The organism is Flavobacterium reichenbachii (assembly GCF_002217435.1).
GTDB lineage: Bacteria > Bacteroidota > Bacteroidia > Flavobacteriales > Flavobacteriaceae > Flavobacterium > Flavobacterium reichenbachii.
Map to the genome: position 1 here is coordinate 1 of NZ_MUHF01000021.1, position 25,068 is coordinate 25,068.

The 25,068-nt window shown below is 34.2% G+C and carries 20 protein-coding genes; 5 read left to right on the forward strand and 15 right to left on the reverse strand.

What is annotated here, in order from left to right; all coding sequences use genetic code 11:
- Window positions 1-129: 129 nt before the first annotated feature.
- Window positions 130-1,047: an EamA family transporter gene (locus B0A68_RS17195; protein WP_035680556.1), complete on the reverse strand. Its 918-nt coding sequence runs from the start codon at window positions 1,045-1,047 to the stop codon at window positions 130-132.
- A gap of 99 nt (window positions 1,048-1,146) precedes the next feature.
- Between B0A68_RS17195 and B0A68_RS17200 the strand changes: the two genes are divergently transcribed.
- Window positions 1,147-2,571 carry an aminotransferase-like domain-containing protein gene (locus B0A68_RS17200; RefSeq protein ID WP_035680558.1) on the forward strand — a complete coding sequence of 475 codons (1,425 nt, stop codon included), beginning with the start codon at window positions 1,147-1,149 and terminating at the stop codon, window positions 2,569-2,571.
- A 192-nt stretch (window positions 2,572-2,763) separates the two neighbouring features.
- Here the strand turns inward: B0A68_RS17200 and B0A68_RS17205 are convergent, their stop codons facing one another.
- The 5 genes from B0A68_RS17205 to aspA form a co-directional block, all read right to left on the reverse strand.
- Window positions 2,764-3,711, reverse strand: a complete 948-nt coding sequence (locus B0A68_RS17205) for a bestrophin family protein (protein ID WP_035680560.1) — start codon at window positions 3,709-3,711, stop codon at window positions 2,764-2,766.
- Between the two features lie 220 nt (window positions 3,712-3,931).
- Window positions 3,932-4,654 carry a hypothetical protein gene (locus B0A68_RS17210; protein ID WP_035680563.1) on the reverse strand — a complete coding sequence of 241 codons (723 nt, stop codon included), beginning with the start codon at window positions 4,652-4,654 and terminating at the stop codon, window positions 3,932-3,934.
- Window positions 4,655-4,731: 77 nt separating this feature from the next.
- Window positions 4,732-6,120 carry a HAMP domain-containing sensor histidine kinase gene (locus B0A68_RS17215; RefSeq protein WP_035680565.1) on the reverse strand — a complete coding sequence of 463 codons (1,389 nt, stop codon included), beginning with the start codon at window positions 6,118-6,120 and terminating at the stop codon, window positions 4,732-4,734.
- A gap of 1 nt (window position 6,121) precedes the next feature.
- On the reverse strand, window positions 6,122-6,796 hold the full coding sequence (locus B0A68_RS17220; RefSeq protein WP_035680566.1) for a response regulator transcription factor: 675 nt from the start codon (window positions 6,794-6,796) through the stop codon (window positions 6,122-6,124).
- Between the two features lie 196 nt (window positions 6,797-6,992).
- Window positions 6,993-8,402 (reverse strand): aspartate ammonia-lyase, encoded by a 1,410-nt coding sequence (aspA, locus tag B0A68_RS17225; protein ID WP_035680568.1) that lies wholly within the window; start codon window positions 8,400-8,402, stop codon window positions 6,993-6,995.
- 288 nt (window positions 8,403-8,690) lie between these two features.
- Between aspA and B0A68_RS17230 the strand changes: the two genes are divergently transcribed.
- Window positions 8,691-9,269 carry a pentapeptide repeat-containing protein gene (locus B0A68_RS17230; RefSeq protein WP_035680570.1) on the forward strand — a complete coding sequence of 193 codons (579 nt, stop codon included), beginning with the start codon at window positions 8,691-8,693 and terminating at the stop codon, window positions 9,267-9,269.
- Between the two features lie 67 nt (window positions 9,270-9,336).
- Here the strand turns inward: B0A68_RS17230 and B0A68_RS17235 are convergent, their stop codons facing one another.
- From B0A68_RS17235 to glyA, 4 genes are all read right to left on the reverse strand, one after another.
- On the reverse strand, window positions 9,337-9,837 hold the full coding sequence (locus B0A68_RS17235; RefSeq protein WP_051892428.1) for a GNAT family N-acetyltransferase: 501 nt from the start codon (window positions 9,835-9,837) through the stop codon (window positions 9,337-9,339).
- Window positions 9,838-9,839: 2 nt separating this feature from the next.
- Window positions 9,840-10,880, reverse strand: coding sequence for a GMP reductase (locus B0A68_RS17240; protein ID WP_035680572.1), 1,041 nt, complete (start codon window positions 10,878-10,880; stop codon window positions 9,840-9,842).
- A 276-nt stretch (window positions 10,881-11,156) separates the two neighbouring features.
- Window positions 11,157-11,750 carry a tRNA-(ms[2]io[6]A)-hydroxylase gene (gene miaE, locus B0A68_RS17245; protein ID WP_031457660.1) on the reverse strand — a complete coding sequence of 198 codons (594 nt, stop codon included), beginning with the start codon at window positions 11,748-11,750 and terminating at the stop codon, window positions 11,157-11,159.
- Between the two features lie 150 nt (window positions 11,751-11,900).
- Entirely contained in the window at window positions 11,901-13,175 is a 1,275-nt protein-coding gene (gene glyA, locus B0A68_RS17250; RefSeq protein ID WP_035680576.1) for a serine hydroxymethyltransferase, read from the reverse strand.
- Window positions 13,176-13,283: 108 nt separating this feature from the next.
- Between glyA and fahA the strand changes: the two genes are divergently transcribed.
- Entirely contained in the window at window positions 13,284-14,567 is a 1,284-nt protein-coding gene (gene fahA, locus B0A68_RS17255) for a fumarylacetoacetase (protein ID WP_035680578.1), read from the forward strand.
- A 172-nt stretch (window positions 14,568-14,739) separates the two neighbouring features.
- On the opposite strand, the gene B0A68_RS17260 is transcribed toward fahA, so the two are convergent.
- Window positions 14,740-15,780 (reverse strand): agmatine deiminase family protein, encoded by a 1,041-nt coding sequence (locus B0A68_RS17260; protein WP_035680582.1) that lies wholly within the window; start codon window positions 15,778-15,780, stop codon window positions 14,740-14,742.
- Window positions 15,781-15,965: 185 nt separating this feature from the next.
- Between B0A68_RS17260 and B0A68_RS17265 the strand changes: the two genes are divergently transcribed.
- Window positions 15,966-17,486, forward strand: a complete 1,521-nt coding sequence (locus tag B0A68_RS17265; protein WP_035680585.1) for a choice-of-anchor I family protein — start codon at window positions 15,966-15,968, stop codon at window positions 17,484-17,486.
- A gap of 200 nt (window positions 17,487-17,686) precedes the next feature.
- Window positions 17,687-18,946 carry an OmpA family protein gene (locus B0A68_RS17270; protein ID WP_035680588.1) on the forward strand — a complete coding sequence of 420 codons (1,260 nt, stop codon included), beginning with the start codon at window positions 17,687-17,689 and terminating at the stop codon, window positions 18,944-18,946.
- A 118-nt stretch (window positions 18,947-19,064) separates the two neighbouring features.
- On the opposite strand, the gene B0A68_RS17275 is transcribed toward B0A68_RS17270, so the two are convergent.
- The 4 genes from B0A68_RS17275 to clpB form a co-directional block, all read right to left on the reverse strand.
- Window positions 19,065-19,955, reverse strand: coding sequence for a carbon-nitrogen hydrolase (locus B0A68_RS17275; protein WP_035680591.1), 891 nt, complete (start codon window positions 19,953-19,955; stop codon window positions 19,065-19,067).
- Between the two features lie 241 nt (window positions 19,956-20,196).
- On the reverse strand, window positions 20,197-20,604 hold the full coding sequence (locus B0A68_RS17280; RefSeq protein WP_035680593.1) for a hypothetical protein: 408 nt from the start codon (window positions 20,602-20,604) through the stop codon (window positions 20,197-20,199).
- A 334-nt stretch (window positions 20,605-20,938) separates the two neighbouring features.
- The gene (locus B0A68_RS17285) at window positions 20,939-21,826 is read right to left on the reverse strand and encodes a DUF808 domain-containing protein (protein ID WP_035680594.1); all 888 of its coding nucleotides are present in this window, start codon (window positions 21,824-21,826) and stop codon (window positions 20,939-20,941) included.
- A 456-nt stretch (window positions 21,827-22,282) separates the two neighbouring features.
- Window positions 22,283-24,880, reverse strand: coding sequence for an ATP-dependent chaperone ClpB (clpB, locus tag B0A68_RS17290; protein WP_035680599.1), 2,598 nt, complete (start codon window positions 24,878-24,880; stop codon window positions 22,283-22,285).
- Window positions 24,881-25,068 lie beyond the last annotated feature (188 nt).

Consider the following 25,068-nt stretch of genomic DNA (forward strand, 5'->3'; position numbering starts at 1 on the left):
TTTTGGGTATGGAATCTTTTCTTTTTATTTTTCTGTTTTGAGCAAAAAAAAACAGTTCCTGCTGTATAAACCTGTTAAGATTCTCGTAATTTTATAATTTTAAACCAATAAAAAATATCAAAATTACTTTTAAAGAGATTCTTTAGACGACAGATTATATTTTTGTTTGACCGCGATAAAGTGATGTGAATTAAAAACCAAAACTGCGATAAAAATAATACTGTAAGCTGCAATCTGCAATGCGCTGATTTTTTCGTGATAGACAAAATTGGCGAGGCAAAAAGCAATCATTGGATTGATATTCAGAAGCATTCCAACAGTAGAAGAATTAATTCCGGAAAGTGCATATAAATTAAGAAACAACGGAATAATGGTAAACAAAACTGCAATGGTTTCTATGCAGAAATAAAACTTAAATTCTGTCGGAACCGGTCCGCTGTAAATTGGATAAAAAGGCAGTAAAACGAGTGCTGCCAATGTTATATGAAATGTTAGTATTATAAATTTATCAAATCCTTTGTTTATACGCTGACTTACTAAATAGGCTGCATAAGTTAAGCCGATAATCATACTAAAAAACATATCCATAATATTGCTGTAAGAGAGCAGTAAACAACCTGAAATACTTAATCCTACAGAAATCCATTGTGTTTTGGACAGTTTTTCGTGCAGTAAAAAATAAGCCAATAAAGTTGTTAGAATCGGACATACCAAATACGCCAAAGAGGTAGCTTTTACGCTGACATGATTCATTACATAAATAAACGTAAACCAATTGGCCATTAGAAAAACACTTCCGCCAATATTCAGCAAAGTCGATTTTCTTTTTTCAGATTTAGGCAGTGCTTTAAAAACTGCAGCAGCTTCTTTGATTTTTTTTCGTCTGAATGTAAACGAAATGAGCAGCATTAGGATACTACAGCTAAAGACACGATAAAATAAAATATCTAAAGATGGATATTCGTGTATTGGTTTTAGAACCAAACTAAAAAATCCCCAGATGACGAAACAGGTAATTGCAGCAATGTAGTATTTTGTTGTTTTCACGAAATAGCAGTTTGTTTGGTTATAAGACAAATTTCTAAAAAATAAAACAGCAATACAGATACAGTTTTTGTAAATTGCAGCATAACAGTTTTTTTTTTTATGAAAAATTCAAATTACTTATATCTTCAGTTTGCAGATGTTATAGAGAAGCAGATTAAAACGGGTTTATTAAATGTTGGCGACAAACTGCCTTCGATTAGGGAAGTCTGTGCAGAAACAGGTTACAGCATGAGCACCGTCAGCAAAGCTTATTATGAAATCGAAAGCCGGTCGCTGATCGAATCTCGTCCGCAGTCTGGTTATTATGTTAGTAATACTTCGGCCAGAACAATTCCGGAACCTTCTCCGAGCAGTCCGATATTAAAATGCGAAAATATTGACCGTGAGGATTTAATCGATCAGGTTTATGGTAATATGACGGATAAAAATATAACAATGCTGTCTTTGGGTTTTCCATCAAATGAGCTTCTTCCTATTGCTAAATTAAATAAAGGAATGGTTCAGGCAATGCGCCAGCTTCCAAACAGCGGTACAAGTTATGAAGAAGTACAAGGCAATCTGAATTTGCGAAAAGAAATTGCACGCTGGTCTTTTAGCTGGGGCGGTTCATTAACAGAACGGGATATTATTACTATGCCAGGCTGTACGAGTGCTATTTCTCATTGTTTGATGACGCTGACAAAACCGGGAGATACCATTATTACAGAAAGTCCTGCTTATTTTGGTATTTTACAGCTGGCTAAATCTCTTGGTTTGTATATCATGGAACTGCCAACAAATATGACGACCGGAATAGAACTTGATGCTTTAAAAAAAGCACTTTCTTCTAAAAAAGTTACACTCTGTTTATTGATGAGTAATTTTAGTAATCCGTCGGGAAGCATGATGCCTGCTGAGCATAAAAAGGAAGTTGTAAAACTGATGGAATTTTATAACATACCGCTTATAGAAGATGATATTCACGGCGATTTGTATTTTGGTTCCAGCAGACCGACCAATTGTAAAACTTATGATGAAAGCGGCATTGTACTGTGCTGCAGTTCTGTCTCTAAAACTTTGGCGCCTGGTTATCGTGCCGGCTGGGTTTCACCCGGAAAATTTAAAAAAGAAATTCTTAGAAATAAAATTTATCATACGCTCTCCTCGCCTACGATTACACACGAAGTCGTTGGCGATTTTTTGAAAAACGGACGTTATGAAAATCACCTTAGAAAAATTCGCCAGATCCTAAATCATAATTGCAATAATTATATTAATACGGTTTTAGAATCTTTTCCGCCGGGAACAAAAGTGAGTCAGCCTCAAGGCGGTTTTTTTCTGTGGGTAGAATTAGACAAAAAGATTGATACTGCCGCATTTTATCATCTGGCTATGAAACATAATATTAGTATTGCGCCGGGCAGGATTTTTTCTTTTCAAGATCAATTTTCAAATTGCATGCGTTTGAGTTTTGGTCTTCCGTGGACGAATGAACTGCGCCAATCAATACAGACTTTAGGGCAATTGGCTGCGAAAAGTATTTAAAATTTCAAAACATAGAAACATAGTCTTTCTTTGTCTAAGGCGTTTCACTTGCATACATACATAGCCTTTTATTTAGACTTTAATCTATATTTTTATGCATTAAAACTGTATCTTAAATTATAAAAAAAAACTGGACAGCGCAACTACACACTGTCCAGCCAACAATTAATTAAAGAAACCAAAATTAAGGAGTTATAAAACGAAATAAGTGTCTTTTTCGACTTTCTTAGGTTCGTCATTTAAATCAAATTCATTCAGTATATCAAATTCGCTTTGATATTCATTCAGCATTTGTTTTATATTTTTTTCGATTGTATTGGCAATCATTGTAACCGGAGTATCGGTTGCCCGGTTTTCAAAAGGATCTTGTAAATGGATGGCCATTCTTTCGATCAAAAAGAAAGCTGCTGCAATTGCTGTAATTAGCGGAATGGCAAACCAGCTTAATACACTTGTTAAACCAAAAGGCAGTAATAAAATAAACAAACACAAAGTTAATCGAATGTACATACTGTATGTTGTTGGAAAAATTGTGTTTTTAATTCTCTCACATTTACCCATTTCATCACATAATCTAGACAATGTATTATCGATTTCAACTTGCTGGTACATGTTGATTTTTTTTGCATTTTTTGCATTTCTAAGATCGCGCGCATGAAGCATTAAAATAGCATTTGGAACGTTTTGATGATTCCTGATGTATTTAATTTCTTCATCGCTCATCAGACCTTTTAGAGGTTTTACAGCGTCTTTATTTCGGAGTGCCTGACCTAAACTATAACACCAGGCGATTTGTCTTTTTGCAAAATTTTCTTTGAATTCGTTCGCTTCAACAGAAAAATCCGGGTCTTTATAAAATGTCAAAACCTGACGTATAAGTGTTCTGGAATCGTTTACAACTGCTCCCCAGACTATTCGCGCTTCCCACCATCTATCATAAGCCTGATTGGATTTAAAAGCTAATAATAAGGAAATAATGGTTCCAATCATGGTTGGAATTGCAATTGGAATATCTACAGGAAGTGTGACAAAATAGTGATGAAAAATTTCGAACAAAACGGTATAAGCCAACACTAAAGCTATTTCTACTTTAATTTTCCCGAGAACGTACTTCATTGGTATTCTTTTCTTTAATAACATATTTTCGGTTTTAAATTAAATTAATATTTATGACATGTTTAGTTCTTATTGATTAGTGATTAGTTTTAGATCAAAAAAATATTAAAACTATATTTTATCTAATCTTACATCTATATTAAATCATTAAAATTTATTTTGGACTAAAGCATAATAAGGACTATTTACTAAGGACTAATTACTAAGAACTAAGAGCTAAGGACTAAGAACTAATTATTACGAACTAAACCAGCTCTTCATACAATGAAAGAACCGGAAGTCCCAGTTTTTCATTTACATTTTGTTTTTTTACTTTTTTAAATTTGATTTTTTCGCCTTTACGAGTTTCTACAAGCATATCGATATCGTGTTTGGCGATAGCTTCTGATAAGTAAGGCTGTACGTTTTCGTAATTATCATCAAAACTTGGTGTCTGACTTACGATTGTAAAGGAGAAATTAGCGCTCAAATACTGCTGTACATCTTTTACATGCAGGTTTATATTAGCATTTTCTACATAAAGTGCTTTATTAAAGGCATCTTTATTAACTTCTGTACTCAAATGTAGAATTGGGCACTTTTGGTTTCCTGCAAGCTGTATAAAATATTGATGTATCTTTTTTGTTTCCTGCTTATAAGACGGAGTAAGAAATATCAATTTAATATTAAACACCTCGATAATGCGTTTTAAAATTGGTGCAGAAATTCCGTATTGGTTATGAACTTTTAATTTGCAATTGGGTACGTGATCGATAATATATCGACAGGTTTCCAGAACTTCTGCCTGGCTTGCAGTAAGTCCGGTTTTCATTTCACGTAAAAAACTAGAAGACGAAAATGTATCCGGAGCTTCTGAAACTATCATTAGAATAATTTCTGAATCAGAATCTTTTGCTTGATTAACCGCAGATTTTACAGCTAAGATTGTATCTTCTTTTAAAGTCGAAGGTATTAGGAAATTTTTCATATGTATAATTGTTTAGTTTATACATGCAAAATAACTGCCTGAATATTAGTTTGTTCTTAATCTAAAATTATAATTTCCTAAGATTCTACATTAAAATTTTTAATGTTGGTCTTTTTGAAAATAATTGTAACAATGGTTCCTTTGTTTTGTTCTGACTGCACTTGAAGTTCACCATCATGCATTCTGATGATTTTTGACGCCAACGGAAGTCCTAAACCATAGCCAATATACTTAGCTGCAATTTTTCCTCTAAAGAAAGGTTCATATAAATGCGGAATATCTTCTGGCGGAATTCCGATTCCGATATCATTAATCGAAATCTTAATCATCTCGTTATTAGCCGAAAGCGTTACAAAAACTTCATTATTATCCGAGTATTTTACTCCGTTTGTTATAATATTATTTATAGCAAGCTCTAACAATGGCTTATTACACGGCAGTAAAAAGAGATTAGAATCTTTTGGTGCAAAGTTAAGTTTAATGCTTACTCGGTTGTCAGGATAAATTTTGTCAAGATCGGATTTTACATCCATTAAGAGTTCATCAATTCTCGCAATATCCGAAACTTGTTTTTTTCCGTCGTAACCCGTTTGAGTCAGTTTTAACAGACTCTCCGTTAAATTTCCTAATCTTGAAGCCTGGCTGTAAATATTTTCTAAAGATTCTACATATTCAGAAACCTGACGTTCTTTGAGCAGCATAATTTCAGATTCGGCAATGATAGTTGTAATTGGAGTTTTTAATTCATGCGAAGCATTATTAATAAAGTTGGCCTGAATTTCAAAAGAGGTTTCCAGACGATCCAGCATATCATTAAAAGTATTAGTCAGATCTGAAATTTCGTCAGAATTCTTAACCTCCGGCAATCTGTTGTGAAGGTTTGAAGCTCTGATTCTGTTTACTTCCTTTGTAATTCTAACTACCGGATTAATGACACGTTTTGCTAAAAAACGTCCTAAAAAGAAAGCCAGAAAAACAAAACCAATCCCGCCAAACAGCATTATTTTTACTATATAAATAGTAGTATCTTTTCCTTTTCGGTCTCTTGCTGCAACAATTACAATATACTTTTGACTTCCTTCTTTAAAAACCTGACCTAAATAATATTTATTATCAACTTCAAAAAAATCTTTTCCTGTGGATAAAATATTGGTATAAAACTCATTTGGGAGATTAAGATTTGTATTGTAATCAAAGCTGTTCTGGCTGTTAATTCTAAGTACAAATTCTTCTTCTTCAATAAGTTCTTCAAGTCCGTCTTTTTTAAGATTTTTATAATATTTAATCTTTTCAGGATCTTCTTGAAAATGAATAGAAGCAACAATTTTTGCTCTGTCATCCAGTCTTTTCAGAAAATGGTAACGGTTATTTTCTCTAAACAAGAAAAAAACAATCACGCACAATAGCGAAGTGCTGAAGGTTGAAAGAGCAACATAATTAAACGTAATTTTTTTTCTAATATCCATTTTATATTTTTATAACATAACCCAATCCTTTCATGGTGTGAATGAGTTTGACTGAAAAAGGCTTGTCTATCTTTCTTCGTAAATAGGTGATATACACATCTACAACGTTGGTATTCATATCAAAATTAATATCCCAGACATTATCTAAAATTTGATCCCGAGATACAATTCTACCTGTATTTTTTGCCAGATAATACAATAATTTAAATTCTTTGGCTGTAAGAGTAATCGATTCGTCTTGTCTTTTTACTGTTTTGGCGCGTCCGTTTATTTCTAAATCTCCAATTACTATAGTGTCAATTTTTTCTGTTTCCTGATGCGCTCTGCGGTTTAAAGCATTTACTCTTGCGTCGAGTTCTCCAAATTTAAAAGGCTTAACCAAATAATCATCGGCTCCGGCATTTAGTCCGGTTACAATATTTTCTGAAGTTCCCAAAGCAGTCAAAAGCAGAATCGGAACAAAATTTTTGCTTGCGCGAAGTCTTCTGCAGATTTCAATTCCGTTAATATCCGGAAGCATTACATCTAAGATTACAACATCAAAAGTATAGTTATGAATCATCTCTAAAGCTGTTTTACCATCTAGAGCCACACTAACTTCATTGTTGTTTTCGGCAAATCCTTTTCGTAGAATCGATAATAGATTTGGTTCATCTTCGACTATAAGTAATTTCATCTGTAGAAAGTTGTATATACAACAAAAATAAGCATTGAAATTCACATATCTGACACATCTCTACAAATTATGATTAAATTATCAAGAATAAAAAAAGCGGCTGTAATTAGCCGCTTTTACTTATTTATCAGTAATTATATCTCTTATTTCATATATAAAACCACAATTGAAGCAAACCGTAATTTGCAGCTCAATCCTATTTTGTAATAAACTTCGGATTGATTAAATTGTCGAGAGAATAAATTTCGTCCCATTTTGCCTGAGTGATCAATTTTCTTTCTATAACGACAATTTCGTGTACACTTTTGTTTGTTTTTAGTGCTTCTCCGGCAATACTGGCACTTTCTTCATAACCTAAAATCGGATTCAACTGAGTAACAATTCCAATGCTGTTCATTACCAAATTGTAACAATGATCAATATTTGCCGTGATTCCGTTAATACATTTATCAATTAAAGTTTGGATAGCATTTGAAAGATAATCTAACGAAGTAAACATTGCAAAAGCAATAACCGGCTCCATTACATTTAATTGTAATTGTCCCGCTTCTGCCGCCATAGTTACCGTTAAATCCTGACCAATTACATAAAAACAAGTCTGGTTTACCACTTCTGGAATTACAGGATTTACTTTTCCCGGCATAATTGATGAACCCGGCTGGCGCGCAGGAAGACTGATTTCGTTGAAACCTGTTCTTGGTCCTGAACTCAACAATCGCAAATCATTACAAATCTTAGAAATTTTAACCGCAGAACGTTTTAATGTTCCCATAATCTGCACATAAGCGCCTGTATCTACAGTTGCTTCTATTAAATCTGGAGAAAGTGTTAACGGAATTCCAACTTCGTCAGCGAGATATTTTACGCAGATTTCAGGATAACCTTCGGGAGCATTTACTTTTGTACCAATTGCAGTTGCACCCATATTAATTTCTAACAATAATTCCTGAGCATTTTTAAGACGAACAATATCTTCGCCAATTGTTGTGGCGTAAGCTTTAAATTCCTGTCCTAAAGTCATCGGAACCGCATCTTGCAATTGGGTTCTTCCCATCTTTAAAACTTCTTTAAACTCCTCGCCTTTTTTAGCAAAAGCAACTTCCAAACCTGCAAGAGTTTTAATGAACGTTTCCATTTTTAAATACAACGCAATTCTAAATGCCGATGGATAGGCATCATTGGTAGACTGCGAACAATTGACATGATTGTTTGGATGCAGAAAATTATATTCTCCTTTTTTATGACCTAAATATTCTAAACCGATGTTTGCGATTACTTCATTAGCATTCATGTTTACAGAAGTTCCTGCGCCGCCCTGAATTAAATCGCTCACAAATTCTTTATCAAATTTACCCGCAATTACCTGATCACTGCCGTAGCAGATTGCTTCGGCTATTTTAGAATCCAGCGCACCACAATCTTTATTGGCCAAAGCTGCCGCTTTTTTTACATAACCTAAAGCCTTAATAAACAATGGTTCTTTTGAAATAGGAATTCCGGTGATGTTGAAGTTTTCTACCGCTCTAAAGGTTTGAATTCCATAATATAAATGATTAGGAATATCTAATTCTCCTAAAAAATCGTGTTCTTTTCTTGTCGCTTCCATATGATAAAATGGTTGTATTTAATTTGAAAAACCGATGTAAAGCTACATCAAATAAATAGTATGATGAAAGAAAATACACTGAAAATAAAAGACATTTTTTAGTGTTAGAAAAGTACTGTGCAGAAGAATTAAAAAGTGATATTTAGTACCTGTAGATTTAAAATGAATTGCAATAAATACTTAACTTTACCAACTAAATAAAGTTCTAATCAAAGACTTGTTATTATAAAAATTCAACAACAAATCTTTTTGAAATAAATTTATTTATATCTAATCATAAAAATTGCTTTGAAAAAAGAATCAGAATATTTTCTCGATAAAGAATACAATGCTGTAATATATGGCAAAGACGAAGTCAACTTCAAAGATTTTGAGTGCTGCGTTTTTAATAATTGTAATTTTTCTGCCTGTACTTTTCTAGCTGTTACTTTTATTGACTGTGTTTTTAACGATTGTATATTTAATGAAGCAAAAATTAATTATGTGGCCTTTATAACAGCTACATTTAATCGATGTGAAATTAAAGAAGTGAATTTTGCCATGTGCGACAAATTGATTTTTGAAGTTCACTTTTATGACTGCATTCTGGATTTTTCAAAATTTTATACCTTAAAACTAAAAGGAACAACATTTACCAATTGCAGTTTAATTGCTGTCGATTTTATGGCAGTAGATCTTACGAGCGTCCTTTTTGACAACTGCGACTTATATCGTTCAGAATTCGATAAAGCCAATGCCAGCAAAGCCGATTTTAAAACGAGTTATAATTATACTATTGATCCATCAAAAACTAAATTAAAGAAAGCTGTTTTTGCTTTGAAGGAAGTAAAAGGTTTATTGTTTAAGCATGATGTGGTTGTAACGTAGTTTTTTAATAAATAGAACGCGAATGAAACGANNTCGTTTCATTCGCGTTCTATATTATTCGCATTGTTTAAATTAATTTTTTCTCCATCACATAATCCTCCATTAAATATCCATTTCCAATTTCAATATCAACAGTTTCTTTGATTTCAAAACCAAGTTTTTTATAGAAATTTAAAGCCGTATTAAATCGGTTAACATTTAATAAAAGTTCCTTTGAATTATTTTCTACAGCCAGTTTTTCAATTGATTCAAAAACTATTTTGCCATAACCTTTTCCCTGTGTTTCCGGCAGAAGGTAGATTTTATGAATTTTGGTTACCGCTTCATTTTTATAATGATGTTCAATTCCGATAAATCCAATTGTAAATTCTGAATCTAAAACCATATAAAACAATTGTTCTTTGTTCAGAATTTGCTTTGATAATGCTTCCTCAGAATAAATTAAATCTAACATATAGTCCAATTGTTCTTTTGTTAGAATTTCGCCGTAAGTAATCGGCCATGTTATGCTTGCAATGTCTTGAATTTTAGCAATATCTTCAACAAATGCTTCGGTAATCTTAATCATATTTATTTTGTAAAAACTTGATTTTCCTGTTCGCTTACGCGAATGAAAGTAGTTCGTTTAGTCAATTCTTTTAATCTGGAAGCTCCAACGTAAGTACAAGTGCTTCTTATGCCTCCTAATATATCTAAAACGGTGTAAATTACATCTCCTTTAAACGGAACCTGCACTGTCTTTCCTTCACTGGCTCTGTATTCTGCTACACCGCCTGCGTGTTTGTCCATAGCTGTTTTAGAACTCATTCCGTAAAATTGCTTGAATTTTTCTCCTTTTACTTCAATCAGTTCTCCACCGCTTTCGGTATGCCCTGCCAGCATTCCGCCCAGCATAACAAAATCTGATCCAGCGCCAAAAGCTTTGGCAACATCTCCGGGAGTAGAACAACCTCCATCGCTTATGATGTGTCCTCCTAAACCATGAGCAGCATCAGCACATTCGATAATAGCAGATAATTGCGGATAACCAACTCCTGTTTTTACACGTGTAGTGCAAACTGAACCTGGTCCAATACCAACTTTTACAATGTCGGCACCGGCTAAGAGCAGTTCTTCGGTCATTTCGCCCGTAACTACGTTTCCGGCAATAATTATTTTATCTGGATATTGTTTGCGGGTTTGTTTTAAAAACTGAACAAAATGCTCAGAATAACCGTTTGCAACATCAATACAAATGAATTTTAATTGAGGATTTGCGGTTATAATTTTTCCAATCTTTTCAAAATCTTCTTTTCCAGTTCCTGTACTTACGGCTATATAATCATAGAAATCCGGATTTACGGTTTGCAGAAAACTGTTCCATTCTTCTAACGTGTAATGTTTATGAATGGCAGTAAAAAGCTTTTCTTTTGCCAAAACGGCAGCCATTTCAAAAGTCCCGACTGTATCCATATTCGCAGCCATAATCGGAATTCCTGTCCAATTTGCTGTGCTGTGCAAAAACTTAAAATTTTGGTTTAATGAAACTTCAGATCTGCTTTTGAGCGTTGATCTTTTCGGTCGAATCATTACGTCTTTAAATCCTAATTTCAGATCCGTTTCTATTCTCATGACTTTGAGTTTTGATTACTCTCAAATATACAATTTTATTATAGTCCTGAAGTGTCGAAATAGATTTTAGATTATTAAAACTTTGCGATTATTTGAACGCGGATTATACGGATTCGCTATTGCGAAAACGCGGATTAAAAACGGATTTTTTAATTTTTTAAGATTTTTTACTGGAGTTCGTTTCTCTTAAATAGCTATAACGATCACTCAACGTTACAAACTTGAAACTTGAAACCAAAGAAAAACTTAAAACAAACAAAACCTCAAACAAAAAAACTATCCGTGAATAGTTTCTCCTTTTCCGTAATTGGTAATGATTGATTCTTCAAAAGCAAGCCATTCTCTCCATCGTTTTTCAACGTCTATTCCAACGCCGTATTTACGTGCGTAAGTGATAAATGTCGTATAATGTCCGGCTTCACTCTCCATTAATTCTCTGTAGAAAACAGCTAATTCTTCATCTTGAATATTTTCAGACAACACTTTAAAACGTTCACAGCTTCTGGCTTCTATCATTGCAGAAAAAAGAAGTCTCTCTACTAAACCAGAAACACGGCTTCCGTCACCGCTTTTCTTCATGTATAAGTAAAGCTCGTTTACGTAATCGTCTTTGCGCTCGCGTCCCAGCTTTAATCCTCTTTTAATTATTATGTTGTGAACCTGCTCAAAATGATCAATTTCTTCTTTGGCTAAAGCCAATAGATCTTTCACCAAATCCTGATGTTCAGAATTATTGGTGATAATTGTAATTGCATTTGTTGCTGCTTTTTGCTCGCACCAAGCATGATCTGTCAAGATTTCTTCGATGTTTTTCTCAACAATATTTACCCATCTTGGGTCCGTCGGCAATTGTAATCTTAGTACGCCCATTTCTTTTTGTTTTATTTGTTTTATTTGTTTCAGGTTTCAAGTTTTCTTTGTTTCAGGTTTTTTTAGAAACGAAAAAAGTTTAAAGTTTTGCAATACGATATTCCGCAATCACAAAACTTTAAACTTGAAACTTTAAACTTGAAACAATTTTTAATAAGCAAAAATCGGTCTTTCGCTCATTAATTCATTTACTTGTTCCGCAACTTCTTCAATAACATCTTCGTTTGTGTGATCAACAAGAACTTTATCGATAAGTGCTACAATAGTTTCCATATCTTTTTCAACTAAACCACGAGTTGTGATTGCAGCTGTTCCAACACGAATTCCAGAAGTTACAAATGGCGATTTATCGTCAAAAGGAACCATATTTTTGTTTACTGTAATTTCAGCTTTTACCAATGCATTTTCAGCTTCTTTACCAGAAATGTTTTTATTTCTTAAGTCAATAAGCATCATGTGGTTATCTGTTCCGCCAGAGATAATATTGTATCCTCTTTCTACGAAAGCATCTGCCATTGCATTAGCATTTTTCTGCAATTGCATTGCGTAAGTAAAGAACTCATCTTTAAGAGCTTCACCAAAAGCAACTGCTTTAGCAGCGATAATATGCATTAAAGGTCCTCCTTGATTTCCTGGAAAAACAGCTAAGTCTAATAAAGAAGACATCATTCTGATTTCTCCTTTTGGAGTTTTTAATCCTTGTGGATTTTCGAAATCTTTCCCCATTAAGATCAAACCTCCGCGTGGTCCGCGTAATGTTTTATGAGTGGTTGTAGAAACGATATGACAATGTGGAATCGGGTCATTTAATAATCCTTTTGCAATAAGTCCAGCAGGGTGAGAAATATCAGCAAATAAGATCGCTCCTACGCTGTCTGCAATTTCTCTGAAACGAGCAAAATCCATATCACGAGAATAAGCCGAAGCTCCAGCGATGATTAATTTTGGCTGTTCTTTTGTTGCAATTTCCTGAATTTTATCGTAATCCAAACGTCCAGTTTCTGCATCTACACCGTAAAAAACAGGACGATACAAACGACCTGAAAAGTTTACAGGAGAACCGTGCGTTAAGTGGCCGCCATGAGACAAATCAAAACCTAAAATAGTATCACCAGGATTTAAACAAGCATGGTAAACTGCAGTATTTGCCTGAGAACCTGAGTGAGGCTGTACATTTGCATATTCAGCACCAAATAATTCTTTAGCTCTGTCAATAGCAATCTGCTCAATAACGTCAACTACTTCGCAGCCTCCGTAATATCTTTTGCCAGGATAACCTTCAGCATATTTATTAGTTAAAACAGAACCAGCTGCTTCCATTACTTCATCACTTACAAAGTTTTCAGAAGCAATAAGCTCTAGTCCGTGAATCTGTCTTTCTTTCTCTTCTTGTATAAGATCAAAAATTTGTTCGTCGCGTTGCATTTTTTCGTTTTTCGTTAATTTCCTGCAAAAATACAAAAAAACGTTTGTGATCCTGTTAGATTATGATATATTTGACATGTAATTTTTCAACAAATAATTAACATTCACATGCCAATAACCGCCAACGATACTAAAAGAAAATCATGGTTAGAAGTACCAGAGCATAGCGACTTCCCTATTCAAAATATTCCATTCGGTGTATTTCTTACCAAAGAAAATGTCGTTACTGTCGGAACTAGAATTGGCGATTACGCTATAGATTTAGGGGCTTTACAACAATTAAACTATTTTGAAGGAATAGATTTAACAGATGATATGTTCATGCAGGACACGCTTAATGATTTCATTTCTGATGGAAAAAAAACATGGCGTTTGGTCCGAAATCGTATCGCCGATATTTTCGACGAAACCAATCCACAGTTAAGAGATTCAACAAAAGATAGAGATATTGTTATTTTTAATATCGATGATGTAGAAATGCAGTTACCGGTTTTAATTGGCGATTATACCGACTTTTATTCGAGTAAAGAACATGCTACAAACGTAGGGAAAATGTTCCGAGACCCTGAGAATGCACTGCTTCCTAACTGGCTGCACATTCCCGTTGGATACCACGGAAGAAGCTCTACAATTGTTCCTTCTGGAATTCCGGTTCACAGACCAATGGGACAAACTTTACCTGCAGGCGAAAAATATCCTGTTTTTGGTCCTTCTCGTTTAGTAGATTTTGAACTTGAAACTGCTTTTATTACTACTGATGTAAATATTATGGGAGAAAATATCCCAACTTACGAAGCAGAAGATTATATTTTTGGAATGGTTTTACTAAATGACTGGAGTGCGCGTGATATCCAGAAATGGGAATATGTGCCGCTTGGACCATTCTTAGCCAAAAATTTTGCTACTTCAATTTCTCCTTGGATAGTAACTATGGATGCTTTAGAGCCTTTTAGAACAAAAGGTCCAAAACAAGATCCGTCGCCGCTTCCTTATTTACAGACAAAAGGTAAAAAAACTTTTGATATACATTTAGAAGTGTCGCTGAAACCAGAAGATGCCGAAGAAACTATAATTTCTAAATCTAATTTCAAATATTTATATTGGTCAATGAGCCAGCAGCTGGCGCATCATACTTCTAACGGATGCAGAGTAAATTCTGGTGATATGATGGGTTCTGGAACTATTTCCGGACCAACTCCTGACAGTTTTGGCTCAATGTTAGAATTAACCTGGGGAGGTAAAAACCCGATTAAGTTAAAAGATGGAAGCGAACGTAAATTTATTGAAGATAATGATACTGTAATCATTCGCGGTTTCTGCGAAAATGCAGAAGTAAGATTGGGCTTCGGAGAAGTTTGCAGTCAATTATTACCGCCTTTTATTAGAGCATGAAGAACAGATAAAAAATCTGAAAATATATAGAAATAGAAAAACCTTGGTGAGAGCCAAGGTTTTTTTTATATCTGTCTTGCAATTTTTTTTAATCATTTAAGTAATATAAGTTCATCTAAAAATTAAAAAATTTAAATTTGCTTACATTAATACTACTATATGGTTTTATCTATTAGGCAGGAATCTGCTGGCTCAAACAATGCAATGTTCCAAAGCCCCAGATAAAGTCAATACAGCTGATACCGATTACTTCTCTGTCTGGAAAACATTCTGAAAGTATGTTTAGAGCAACTCTATCGTTGCTGTCATTAAATGTCGGCACTAAAACACAGTTATTCAAAATTAAGAAATTAGCATAACTTGCCGGTAAACGCAAATCTTCAAAATCAACACGTTTTGGCATCGGTAGTGCTACAATTACTGGTGATTTTCCGTTTTCTAATTTTGAATTTTGTAAACGTTTTAAATTATCCTGCAAAGGTTTATAGTTCGAATCGCTTTTATCTGTTTCTACAATCGTAACAATAGTATCTTCATTTACAAATCGGCATAAATCATCTATGTGACCGTGTGTATCATCACCTTCTATTCCGTCTCCAAGCCAAATTACATTGGTTACGCCTAAGTATTCTTTAAAAACTGCTTCGTAGTCTTCTTTTGTAAATCCGGCATTTCTAACCTGAATTGACGGATGCATTAAACATTCTTCAGAAGTTAATAATGTACCTTTTCCGTTTACGTCAATTGCGCCGCCTTCTACAATTACTGGTTTTCCTTTGTACATAACCTGCGTTAACGGAACATCAATAAAGTCAGCTACTTTTCCTGGAACGAATTTATCTAATTGGTAATTTTTATATTTTGCCCAGCCATTAAAATTAAAATTTAAAGCTTCTCTTTTAGAACCATTTTTTACAATAATTGGTCCGGAATCCCTCATCCAGCTTCTATTGGTTTTATGAATGATAAAAGAAACGTTTTTGATATTTACGCGTGCTCTTTCAAGCATTTCTGTAACTTTTTCTTTTAGTTTTTCATTGGCTGCGACCAAAAAAACAGTTTCAAAAGCGGCTACTTTTTTTATAAATTCTACAAATGCCCATTGAACTGCTTCGTATTTTCCCGGCCAGTCGTTACCATTATGCGGAAAACATAATACAATTCCTTGCTGTTTTTCCCACTCTGCTGGAAATCTTCTATTATTTGTTGACATATTGAGGTTCTAAATTTAAAGCTACAAAGATAAGCATTCGGCAGGATTATAAAACAGCAGAATAAAAATCGTATGCTGATTTCTATAAAATATCTTATAAAAATTAAGTTAAAGATTAATTAATAAACTCTTAATATACAAGCAGGTTCTGCTATTTACATTTGGCAAAACTAAAAACTAACAAAATGAAAAAAGTAACTATCTCGCTATTAGCGGCTTTATTTATCATTACAAGCTGTAATAATGATGAGAATTCAAACAATGCAGAACCAGAAGTTGTTGTAAACGAAGATCCTTCAACTTTTAAAGAAATAGGCAGTATTACTATTGGAGGCGAAGCTGCAGCCGAAATCTCTGCTTACTGCGAAAAAACAAAAAGATTATTTACTGTAAATAATAGTGGTGTAAATCAAATTGATGTGATTGATATTACAGATCCAGCAAAACCAGCTAAAATTGCTAAAATTGATTTAACTGCTTACGAAGGCGCAGCAAACAGTGTTTCTGTTTTTGATGGTAAATTGGCTGTTGCTCTGGAATCTACTGCTAATAAACAAGCAAACGGAAAAGTTGTTATTTTTAATACAAGTGATTACAGCCTGATAAAACAAGTTACGGTTGGTGCTTTGCCCGACATGATCACATTTTCTCCTGACGGGAAATTTATTATGACTGCAAATGAAGGAGAACCAAATACAGATTATTCACAAGATCCAATCGGAACTATTTCTATTATTGAAACCAGCAGTTATGCTGTTACAACATTAGATTTCAGTTCTTTCAGCAGTCAGGCAGCAACATTAGCAAAGGACGGGTTTAGAATTTCAAAAACTGCTAAAAGCTTTGCTCAGGATATTGAGCCGGAATACATTACAATTTCTGATGATTCTAAAACTGCCTGGGTAACTTTACAAGAAAACAACGGTGTTGCCAAAGTTGATTTGACTTCTAAAACTATCACCGCGATCTATCCTTTAGGTTCAAAAGATTACAATACTGCTGATAATGCTATAGATGTGAGCGATAAAGACGATAAAATAGCTTTTAATCCTTGGAAAGTTAAAGGACTTTATATGCCGGATGCTATTAGTCATTTTACAGTAAACAACACTCCATATTTTGTCACTGCCAATGAAGGAGATGCAAGAGAATATACTGCTAATACAGATATCAAACGCATGAAAGACATGAATCTTGATGCTGCTGTTTTTCCAGATGCTGCAACTTTAAAATTAGAAACAAAATTAGGAAGACTTAATCTTATTGCAGATATGGGAGACACTGATGGTGATGGAGATTTAGACGAAATGTTTAGTTTTGGAGCAAGATCTTTTTCTATTTGGAATGGAAATACTGGAAAAATAGTTTACGACAGTAAAAATGATGTTGATAAAAAAACAAATGAGTTAGGGACTTATGATGATAAAAGAAGTGACGACAAAGGTTCTGAACCAGAAGCTGTAGTTGCTGCAAAAATGGGAACTCAAAATATTTTATTTGTTGGTCTTGAAAGATCTGATGCTTTCATGGTTTATGATGCAACAAATCCTGTTTCTCCACAATATTTACAAACGGTAAAAACAGGAGATGCGCCAGAAGGAATCTTATTTATTCCGGCTTCAAAAAGTCCAAACAAAAGAAGTCTTTTAGTTGTGAGCAGCGAAGGAGACGGATCTGTAAAATTATATCAGCCAAATTTGAAATAACCAATATTCCGCAAATAAGAGAAGGGTAAAAATTAAATTTTACCCTTTTTTTGTGCTTAAAATTGAGTTTTAATTAACAGAATTACAGAATTATACGTTAAAGAGTGGGAATTATGTAAGAGTGGATACAACGCATTCAAATACACGAGCTATACTTTTGTCAAGAGTTTAAATAAAAACCCAATTAAATTTTTGATATCATGAAAAAGAAATTAGCTTCGTTATCCCTTCTATTGCTAACATTTGCCGCAAGTGCACAAAATATGACAACGATGTCTGCAAAGCCAGCTGTTGATCAAGCTGAATACAATAAATGGTCTTTAGAACTAAATGGTGGTGTAAACAAACCAGTAAGAACTATTACACCTGGTTATTCTACAGAAACTTTAAATTTTTTCCACGGAGATTTAGGTGTAAGATATATGTTTAGTCCAAAATTTGGTTTGAAATTAGATGTTGGATATGATCAATTTAAAGAGCGTAAAGACACTCCAGATTTTGAAAGCAGATATGTTAGAGCAAGTTTACAAGGAGTTATTAACGTAGGTCGTGCATTAAACTTTGAAACATGGACAAATACAATTGGTATTTTGGCACATGGTGGTTTTGGAGTTTCACAAATTAGTACTGAAACAGGACCAGGCGGACAAGATTACATGGCGCACGGAATCGCAGGTCTTACAGGACAAATCAGATTGAGTAACAGAGTGGCGCTGACAGGAGATCTTACCGGAATCGTTAACGGAAGACAAAACTGGAATTTTGACGGAATGGGTAATACAACTACAGGTTCTTTTGACGGTGTATTATTAAACGCTTCTGTAGGTTTGACAGTTTACCTTGGTAAAAATACAAAACATGCTGACTGGGTTGGTGAAGAAGATCGCTACAAAGAATTAGAAGGAAGAGTTTCAACAATCGAAACCGGACTTATCGATAGCGACAAAGATGGTGTTGCTGATTTGTATGATTTAGAACCAAACACAGTTTCTGGAGTTGCTGTTAATACAAAAGGACAATCTATTGACAACAATCAAAATGGTGTTCCTGATGAGTTAGAAAGCTATTTAGAGAAAACTTACGGACAAAATGGTAAAGGCGCAACAAACAATACTGTTGAAGAATTAATTAACGGAGGTTATGTAAATGTTTATTTTGATTTTAATTCATCTAAACCAACAAACGCTTCTTTATCTGGTGTTGATTTCTTAGTGAAATATTTGAAAAACAACCCTGGTAAATCTGCAGATATCATTGGATATGCTGACGAAATCGGAAATACAAGTTACAACACTGAGTTATCTAGAAAAAGAGCTGAGGCTGTAAAACAAGTAGCAATAAATGCGGGAATTGATGCATCAAGATTGAATGTGATTGCTAACGGAGAAGATACTTCGGTTAACAAAAATTCTAAAGAGGCACGTCAAATCGTGAGAAGAGTTACCTTCCAAGTGAAGTAATATATTTGATACATTTAAAAAAGCGGTTGAATACTCTTCAACCGCTTTTTTTGTAGAAAAAACAAAAGGACAAAATAGTAGTATTTTGTCCTTTTTTATGATATCAAGATCGATCTATTTATCTGTCGATCGCTCTTTTTGTAATATCCCCAAAAGCATCGATTCTTCTGTCTCTGAAAAACGGCCAGTTCTGACGTACATTTTCCTGTAAATCCAAATCAACTTCGGCAATAAGGATTTCTTCCTGATCGTGAGAAGCCTGTGCTAAAATTTCTCCTTGCGGACCAGCAATAAACGAAGCTCCCCAAAACTGAATTCCTTCTGTTCCTTCAATGTATTTTTCTAAACCAATTCTATTAGCTGCCGCAACAAAAACTCCATTTGCAACAGCGTGGCCTTTCATAACGTTCATCCAGGCACCGTATTGATTTTCTCCGTATTGTTCTTTTTCTTTGGGATGCCATCCAATTGCTGTTGGATAAAATAACACTTCAGCACCTTTTAAAGCGGTAATTCTCGCTGCTTCCGGATACCATTGATCCCAGCAGATAAGAGTTCCAATTTTTCCTTTTTTAGTTTCAATTGCCTTAAAACCTAAATCACCGGGCGTGAAATAGAATTTTTCATAAAAATGAGGATCATCCGGAATGTGCATTTTGCGGTATAAACCTGCTTCTGTTCCGTCAGTATCGATAATGTAAGCGCTGTTATGGTAAATTCCAGCCATTCTTTTTTCGAAGAACGGAACGATAATAACAACTCCCAATTCTTTTGCCAATTCGCTGAAAGCAATAAACGAAGTGCTGTAAAGTGGTTCTGCTAAAGCAAAATTATCTACATCTTCGCTCTGGCAGAAATAGTGACTGCTGTATAATTCCGGAAGTAAGATCACTTCTGCGCCTTTATTGGCTGCATCTTTTACCCAGCTGATACATTTTTTTAAATTATTTTCGGCTACATCGTTCAGGTTTAACTGTACAACGGCTATTTTATATTTTCTTTTCGGCATGACATAAAATTTAGAGTGCAAAAATAGTAATTTTTAGAGGGATTTCAAAGTGTGGTTTTCTTGTGAAAATAAAAAAAAGAGCTTGACGAGCTCTTTTTATAATTGTGGTTTTGTATTATGTCTTTTTATTGATCTTTAGCTTATATTGATCCAAAATACAAAGAAACCATCTTACATCAATTTAATTACTTAAACTTTTGCAAAATGGTTTCTAACCTAAAATTATCAGCTAAAAACAGAACTAGTCAATAACCACTTTTTGAGTTAGGAATTCTGTTTCTGATTTTTTGAATTTAATTTCGAAAGTTCCTTTTACTGCCGATTTAAATTTGTACACCGTTTTTTTATACTCAATTGCCTGCGTACACGGACCTGATGAATAGGCTGCTTCAACTTGTAATCCTTTAACTGCTCCAATGGTTACGTCGCTAATTTTACTGAATTCTCCACAGCCATTATCTACTGCAAAAGTTATCTCATAACTTAGTTCATCACTTACTTTTCCGGTTGCAGGACCTTTAATTTCTGTAACAAATGCGGGTTTTATAATAGGATTATCTGTTTTGTCATCGTTGTCGTTGTCGCATGATACAAATGCTGCTGCTAAAAATAATACTACTAAAACTGATTTTAATCTAAAACTTTTCATATAAAATAATAATTAATTGTTAATTACTATGAAGATGATTATTTACTGCAATGGTTGCTTGTATTAATTGTTAATTCTGAAAACAAATTATTAAACTACTGAAAGACAAAAACTTATTTATACCAAAAATCTACCGCAACGACTGTAATTTCTTATAAAAATTAAAATTTCTCGCTTAGCCCCAATAGGAACGGCATCCTTTTGACTGCTCCTTTAGCAGACAAAAGATATAGTGGATAGCGGGACTATTGGTATTTTGAAAACGATTTTACTGCTTCAAAAAAAAACACCAGCCTTTCGACTGATGTTCTTACTTATATTTTGTTGTAGAATTTTAAAGTGCTGGTTGTTTCTTTTTAAATATTTTTTTGAAAAGATTTACAAATGCTAAAACCACTAATCCTAGTGCAAGCCCGATTACAAATTCTTTTACGATCGCCGGAATATTAATTCCTTCGACATAATGATGGATAAACGGAATATAATGCACGAAGATACCGCCGGCCACTAAAATTAAAGCAATTGTACCAATTACGGTTAAACTTTTAATTATAAATGGTAAAGCTTTTACTAATATATTGCCAATGAATTTTGATATGCTTTTTTCTTTTTTGCTAAATTTAATAAGCTTATAACCTGCTTCATCCATTCTTACAATAAGAGCAACAATACCGTAAACTCCTATGGTTGCGATCAATGCAATTATTGATGTTACGATAATCTGCTGTGTAAGGGGTTTTCCAACTACTGTGCTTAAAGCAATAATTACAATTTCTACAGAAAGAATAAAATCGGTCACAATTGCTGATTTTATTTTACCTTTTTCTGCTTCAAGAATTTGTTCTTCTGTAAATGTTTCTTCTGTAATTCCTTCAGATTCATGTTCATGAGGAACAAAGTATTCAAATATTTTTTCGGCGCCTTCATAAGCTAAAAATAAACCTCCGAGAACCAATATTACAATAATTGCAACGGGTAAAAATGCACTTAATAAAAAGGCTATCGGCAGAATGATGATTTTATTTAACAGCGATCCTTTACTTATGGCCCATAAAACAGGAAGTTCTCTTGAAGAAGCAAAACCAGAGGCTTTTTCTGCATTTACAGCTAAATCATCTCCTAAAATACCTGCTGTTTTTTTTGCTGCAATTTTACTCATTACAGCTACATCATCCATAATTGCTGCGATATCATCTAATAAAACGAAAAAACCTGATGCCATTTAATTTATTTTTAAACTACGCAGCAACTTGACTTTAACCAAATTTAAGCTGCGTTTAAATTATTAATCTGGTGCGAATTTAGCACTTTTAAATCTAATTTATTCTACAGAAGCCGATCAAATTTTGAGATTTACAATACTTCGTTTCTCACATTCGCTTTAAGCTGATTCCTAACTGCATTGCCCTAAAAGCACCCAGATAATTATAAATACTAAAATAGTTCCGAAGCATCCTCCGCCTAATTTTTTTGCACCGTAACCTGCTATAAGTCCTCTAAAAATATTGTTCATAATGTATAGTTTTTATGTTTTTAATTGAAATATAAAATTCCTTCTTAAATCTGTAATTTTCTTTACATTACTTTTTAAAAAAGTTTCATTATTTACGGATTACAATAATTGCATAAAAAAGCACCAGTGTTTCCACCAGTGCTTTAAATAAATAAAATGAAAAAATTAGTTAACTGTTTGGTTTCTAAAAACCAATTTCCCATCAAAGGCATCCAGCAAAATAATACTGTCTGTAGTGATATTTCCTGCCAAAATTTCTTTAGACAATTGATTTAACACTTCGCGCTGTACGACACGTTTTACTGGTCTTGCACCAAATTGCGGATCGTATCCTTTGTCAGACAGATACGCAATTGCTTCTGGTGTTGCATCCATAGTAACGCCTTGCAGTGCAAGCATTTTTGTAACACTCTTAAGCTGTAAGCTCACAATTCGTGAAATATTTTCGACTGTTAAAGGCGTAAACATTACAATCTCGTCGATACGGTTTATAAATTCCGGACGAACAGTTTGCTTTAATAATCCTAAAACTTCGGTTTTGGCTGCTTCTGTAGCTGCTTCGACTCCGCCTTTTAGATTCTCAAATTTTTCTTGTATAATCTGGCTTCCCATATTGGAGGTCATGATTATAATGGTGTTTTTAAAATCTGCCAGACGCCCTTTATTATCTGTTAATCGGCCTTCATCTAAAACCTGCAATAAAATGTTGAACGTATCGGGATGTGCTTTTTCGATCTCGTCTAACAAAATTACAGAATACGGTTTTCTACGAACAGCTTCTGTCAATTGCCCTCCTTCATCATAACCCACATATCCCGGAGGCGCACCAACCAAACGGCTCACACTGTGGCGTTCCTGATACTCGCTCATATCGATACGCGTCATGGCGTTTTCATCATCAAAAAGATACTCTGCCAAAGCTTTTGCTAACTCTGTTTTACCAACTCCGGTTGTTCCTAAGAATAAAAATGTTCCTACAGGTTTTTTCATATCCTGCAGACCAGCACGGCTTCTGCGCACAGCGTCACTTACGGCTTCAATCGCTTCTTCCTGACCAACAACACGTTTGTGCAATTCATCTTCAAGATGCAATAATTTTTCTCTTTCTGTCTGAAGCATTTTCATAACCGGAATTCCAGTCCATTTTGCTACAACTTCTGCAATATCTTCTCTGGTAACTTCTTCTTTAATTAAAGAATTACCAAGTTGGTATTCTTGCAATTGTTTTTGTAAAACCTCTTGTCGTTCCTGTGCTTCTTTAATTTTTCCGTAACGAATTTCGGCAACTTTACCGTAATCGCCGTCACGTTCTGCGCGTTCTGCCTCGTATTTAAAATCTTCGATTTCAAGTTTTACAGCCTGAATTCCGTCAACGATATCTTTTTCAGATTTCCATTTTGCATACATTTCGTTGCGTTCTTCTTTCAGGTTGGCCAGATCCATACCTAAAATCTTAAGCTTACTCTCTTCTTTTTCGCGTTTAATGGCTTCAATTTCAATTTCTAACTGCATGATTTTTCGATCCAGAACATCCAGTTCTTCAGGTTTTGAATTGATTTCCATACGCAGTTTAGAAGCTGCTTCATCCATCAAATCGATCGCTTTATCCGGCAAAAATCGATTGGTAATATATCTTTGAGAAAGTTCAACCGCTGCAATAATTGCTTCATCTTTAATTTGAACTTTATGATGTGTTTCGTATTTTTCTTTAATCCCGCGTAAGATCGAAATCGCACTTTCAGTATCTGGTTCGTCGATTAAAACCTTTTGAAAACGACGCTCAAGCGCTTTATCTTTTTCAAAGTATTTTTGATATTCATCTAAAGTTGTAGCTCCAATTGCTCTCAACTCACCACGCGCCAAAGCTGGTTTTAAGATGTTGGCTGCATCCATAGCGCCTTCACCTCCACCCGCTCCTACCAGCGTATGAATTTCATCAATAAACAAAACAATATCACCTTCTGCAGCTGTAACTTCTTTTACAACAGATTTTAATCGTTCTTCAAATTCTCCTTTAAATTTGGCACCGGCAATCAGCGCTCCCATATCCAGAGAGAAAACGATTTTATCCTTAAGATTCTCAGGCACATCTCCATCTACAATTCTATGTGCCAACCCTTCCGCAATCGCGGTTTTACCAACTCCCGGTTCTCCCACTAACATTGGATTATTTTTGGTTCTTCGTGTTAAAATCTGCAATACACGACGAATCTCCTCATCACGACCGATAACAGGGTCGAGTTTTCCTGTACGAGCTAATTCGTTTAGATTTTTAGCATATTTATTTAACGAATTATACGTTTCTTCTGCTGAAGCCGATGTTACTCGTTCTCCTTTTCGCAGTTCTTCGATTGCTGCTTTAAGGCCTTTTCCTGTTACGCCCTGATCTTTTAAAATTTGCGAAACTTTACTTTTAGAATCAAAAATGGCCAGAATCAAATGTTCTACAGAAACATACTCATCGTTCATTTTGTGAGCAATAATCTCTGCTTCATTCAGTGCTTTATTGGCATCTCTGGAAAGCAGAATATCACCTCCGGAAACTTTTGGAAAACTCTGAATAGTACTGTCTAAAACCTGCAGAAACAAGGGCACATTTACATTAAGTTTTTTCAAAATAAAAGGTGCTGCATTTTCATCAACTTCAAAAATTGCCTTAAAAATGTGCTCATTTTCTATTTGCTGCTGGCCATTTCGCTGTGCGAGCTGCTGCGAAAGCTGAATAGCTTCCTGAGATTTGATTGTAAATTTATTTATGTTCATATCTTTATATTGTTAGGTTTGATTATTATTCGATATCATTAAAATTAGAACTTATTGCATTAAATTTTAACTTTAAAAACTTTAACTTTGTTGCAATATTCAAAATACATTCCATACTAAATTTACAGACAAAATGACATTAAAAATCCTTATTCAAAGCTTTTTAAACGTCAAAAAGTCATAAAACG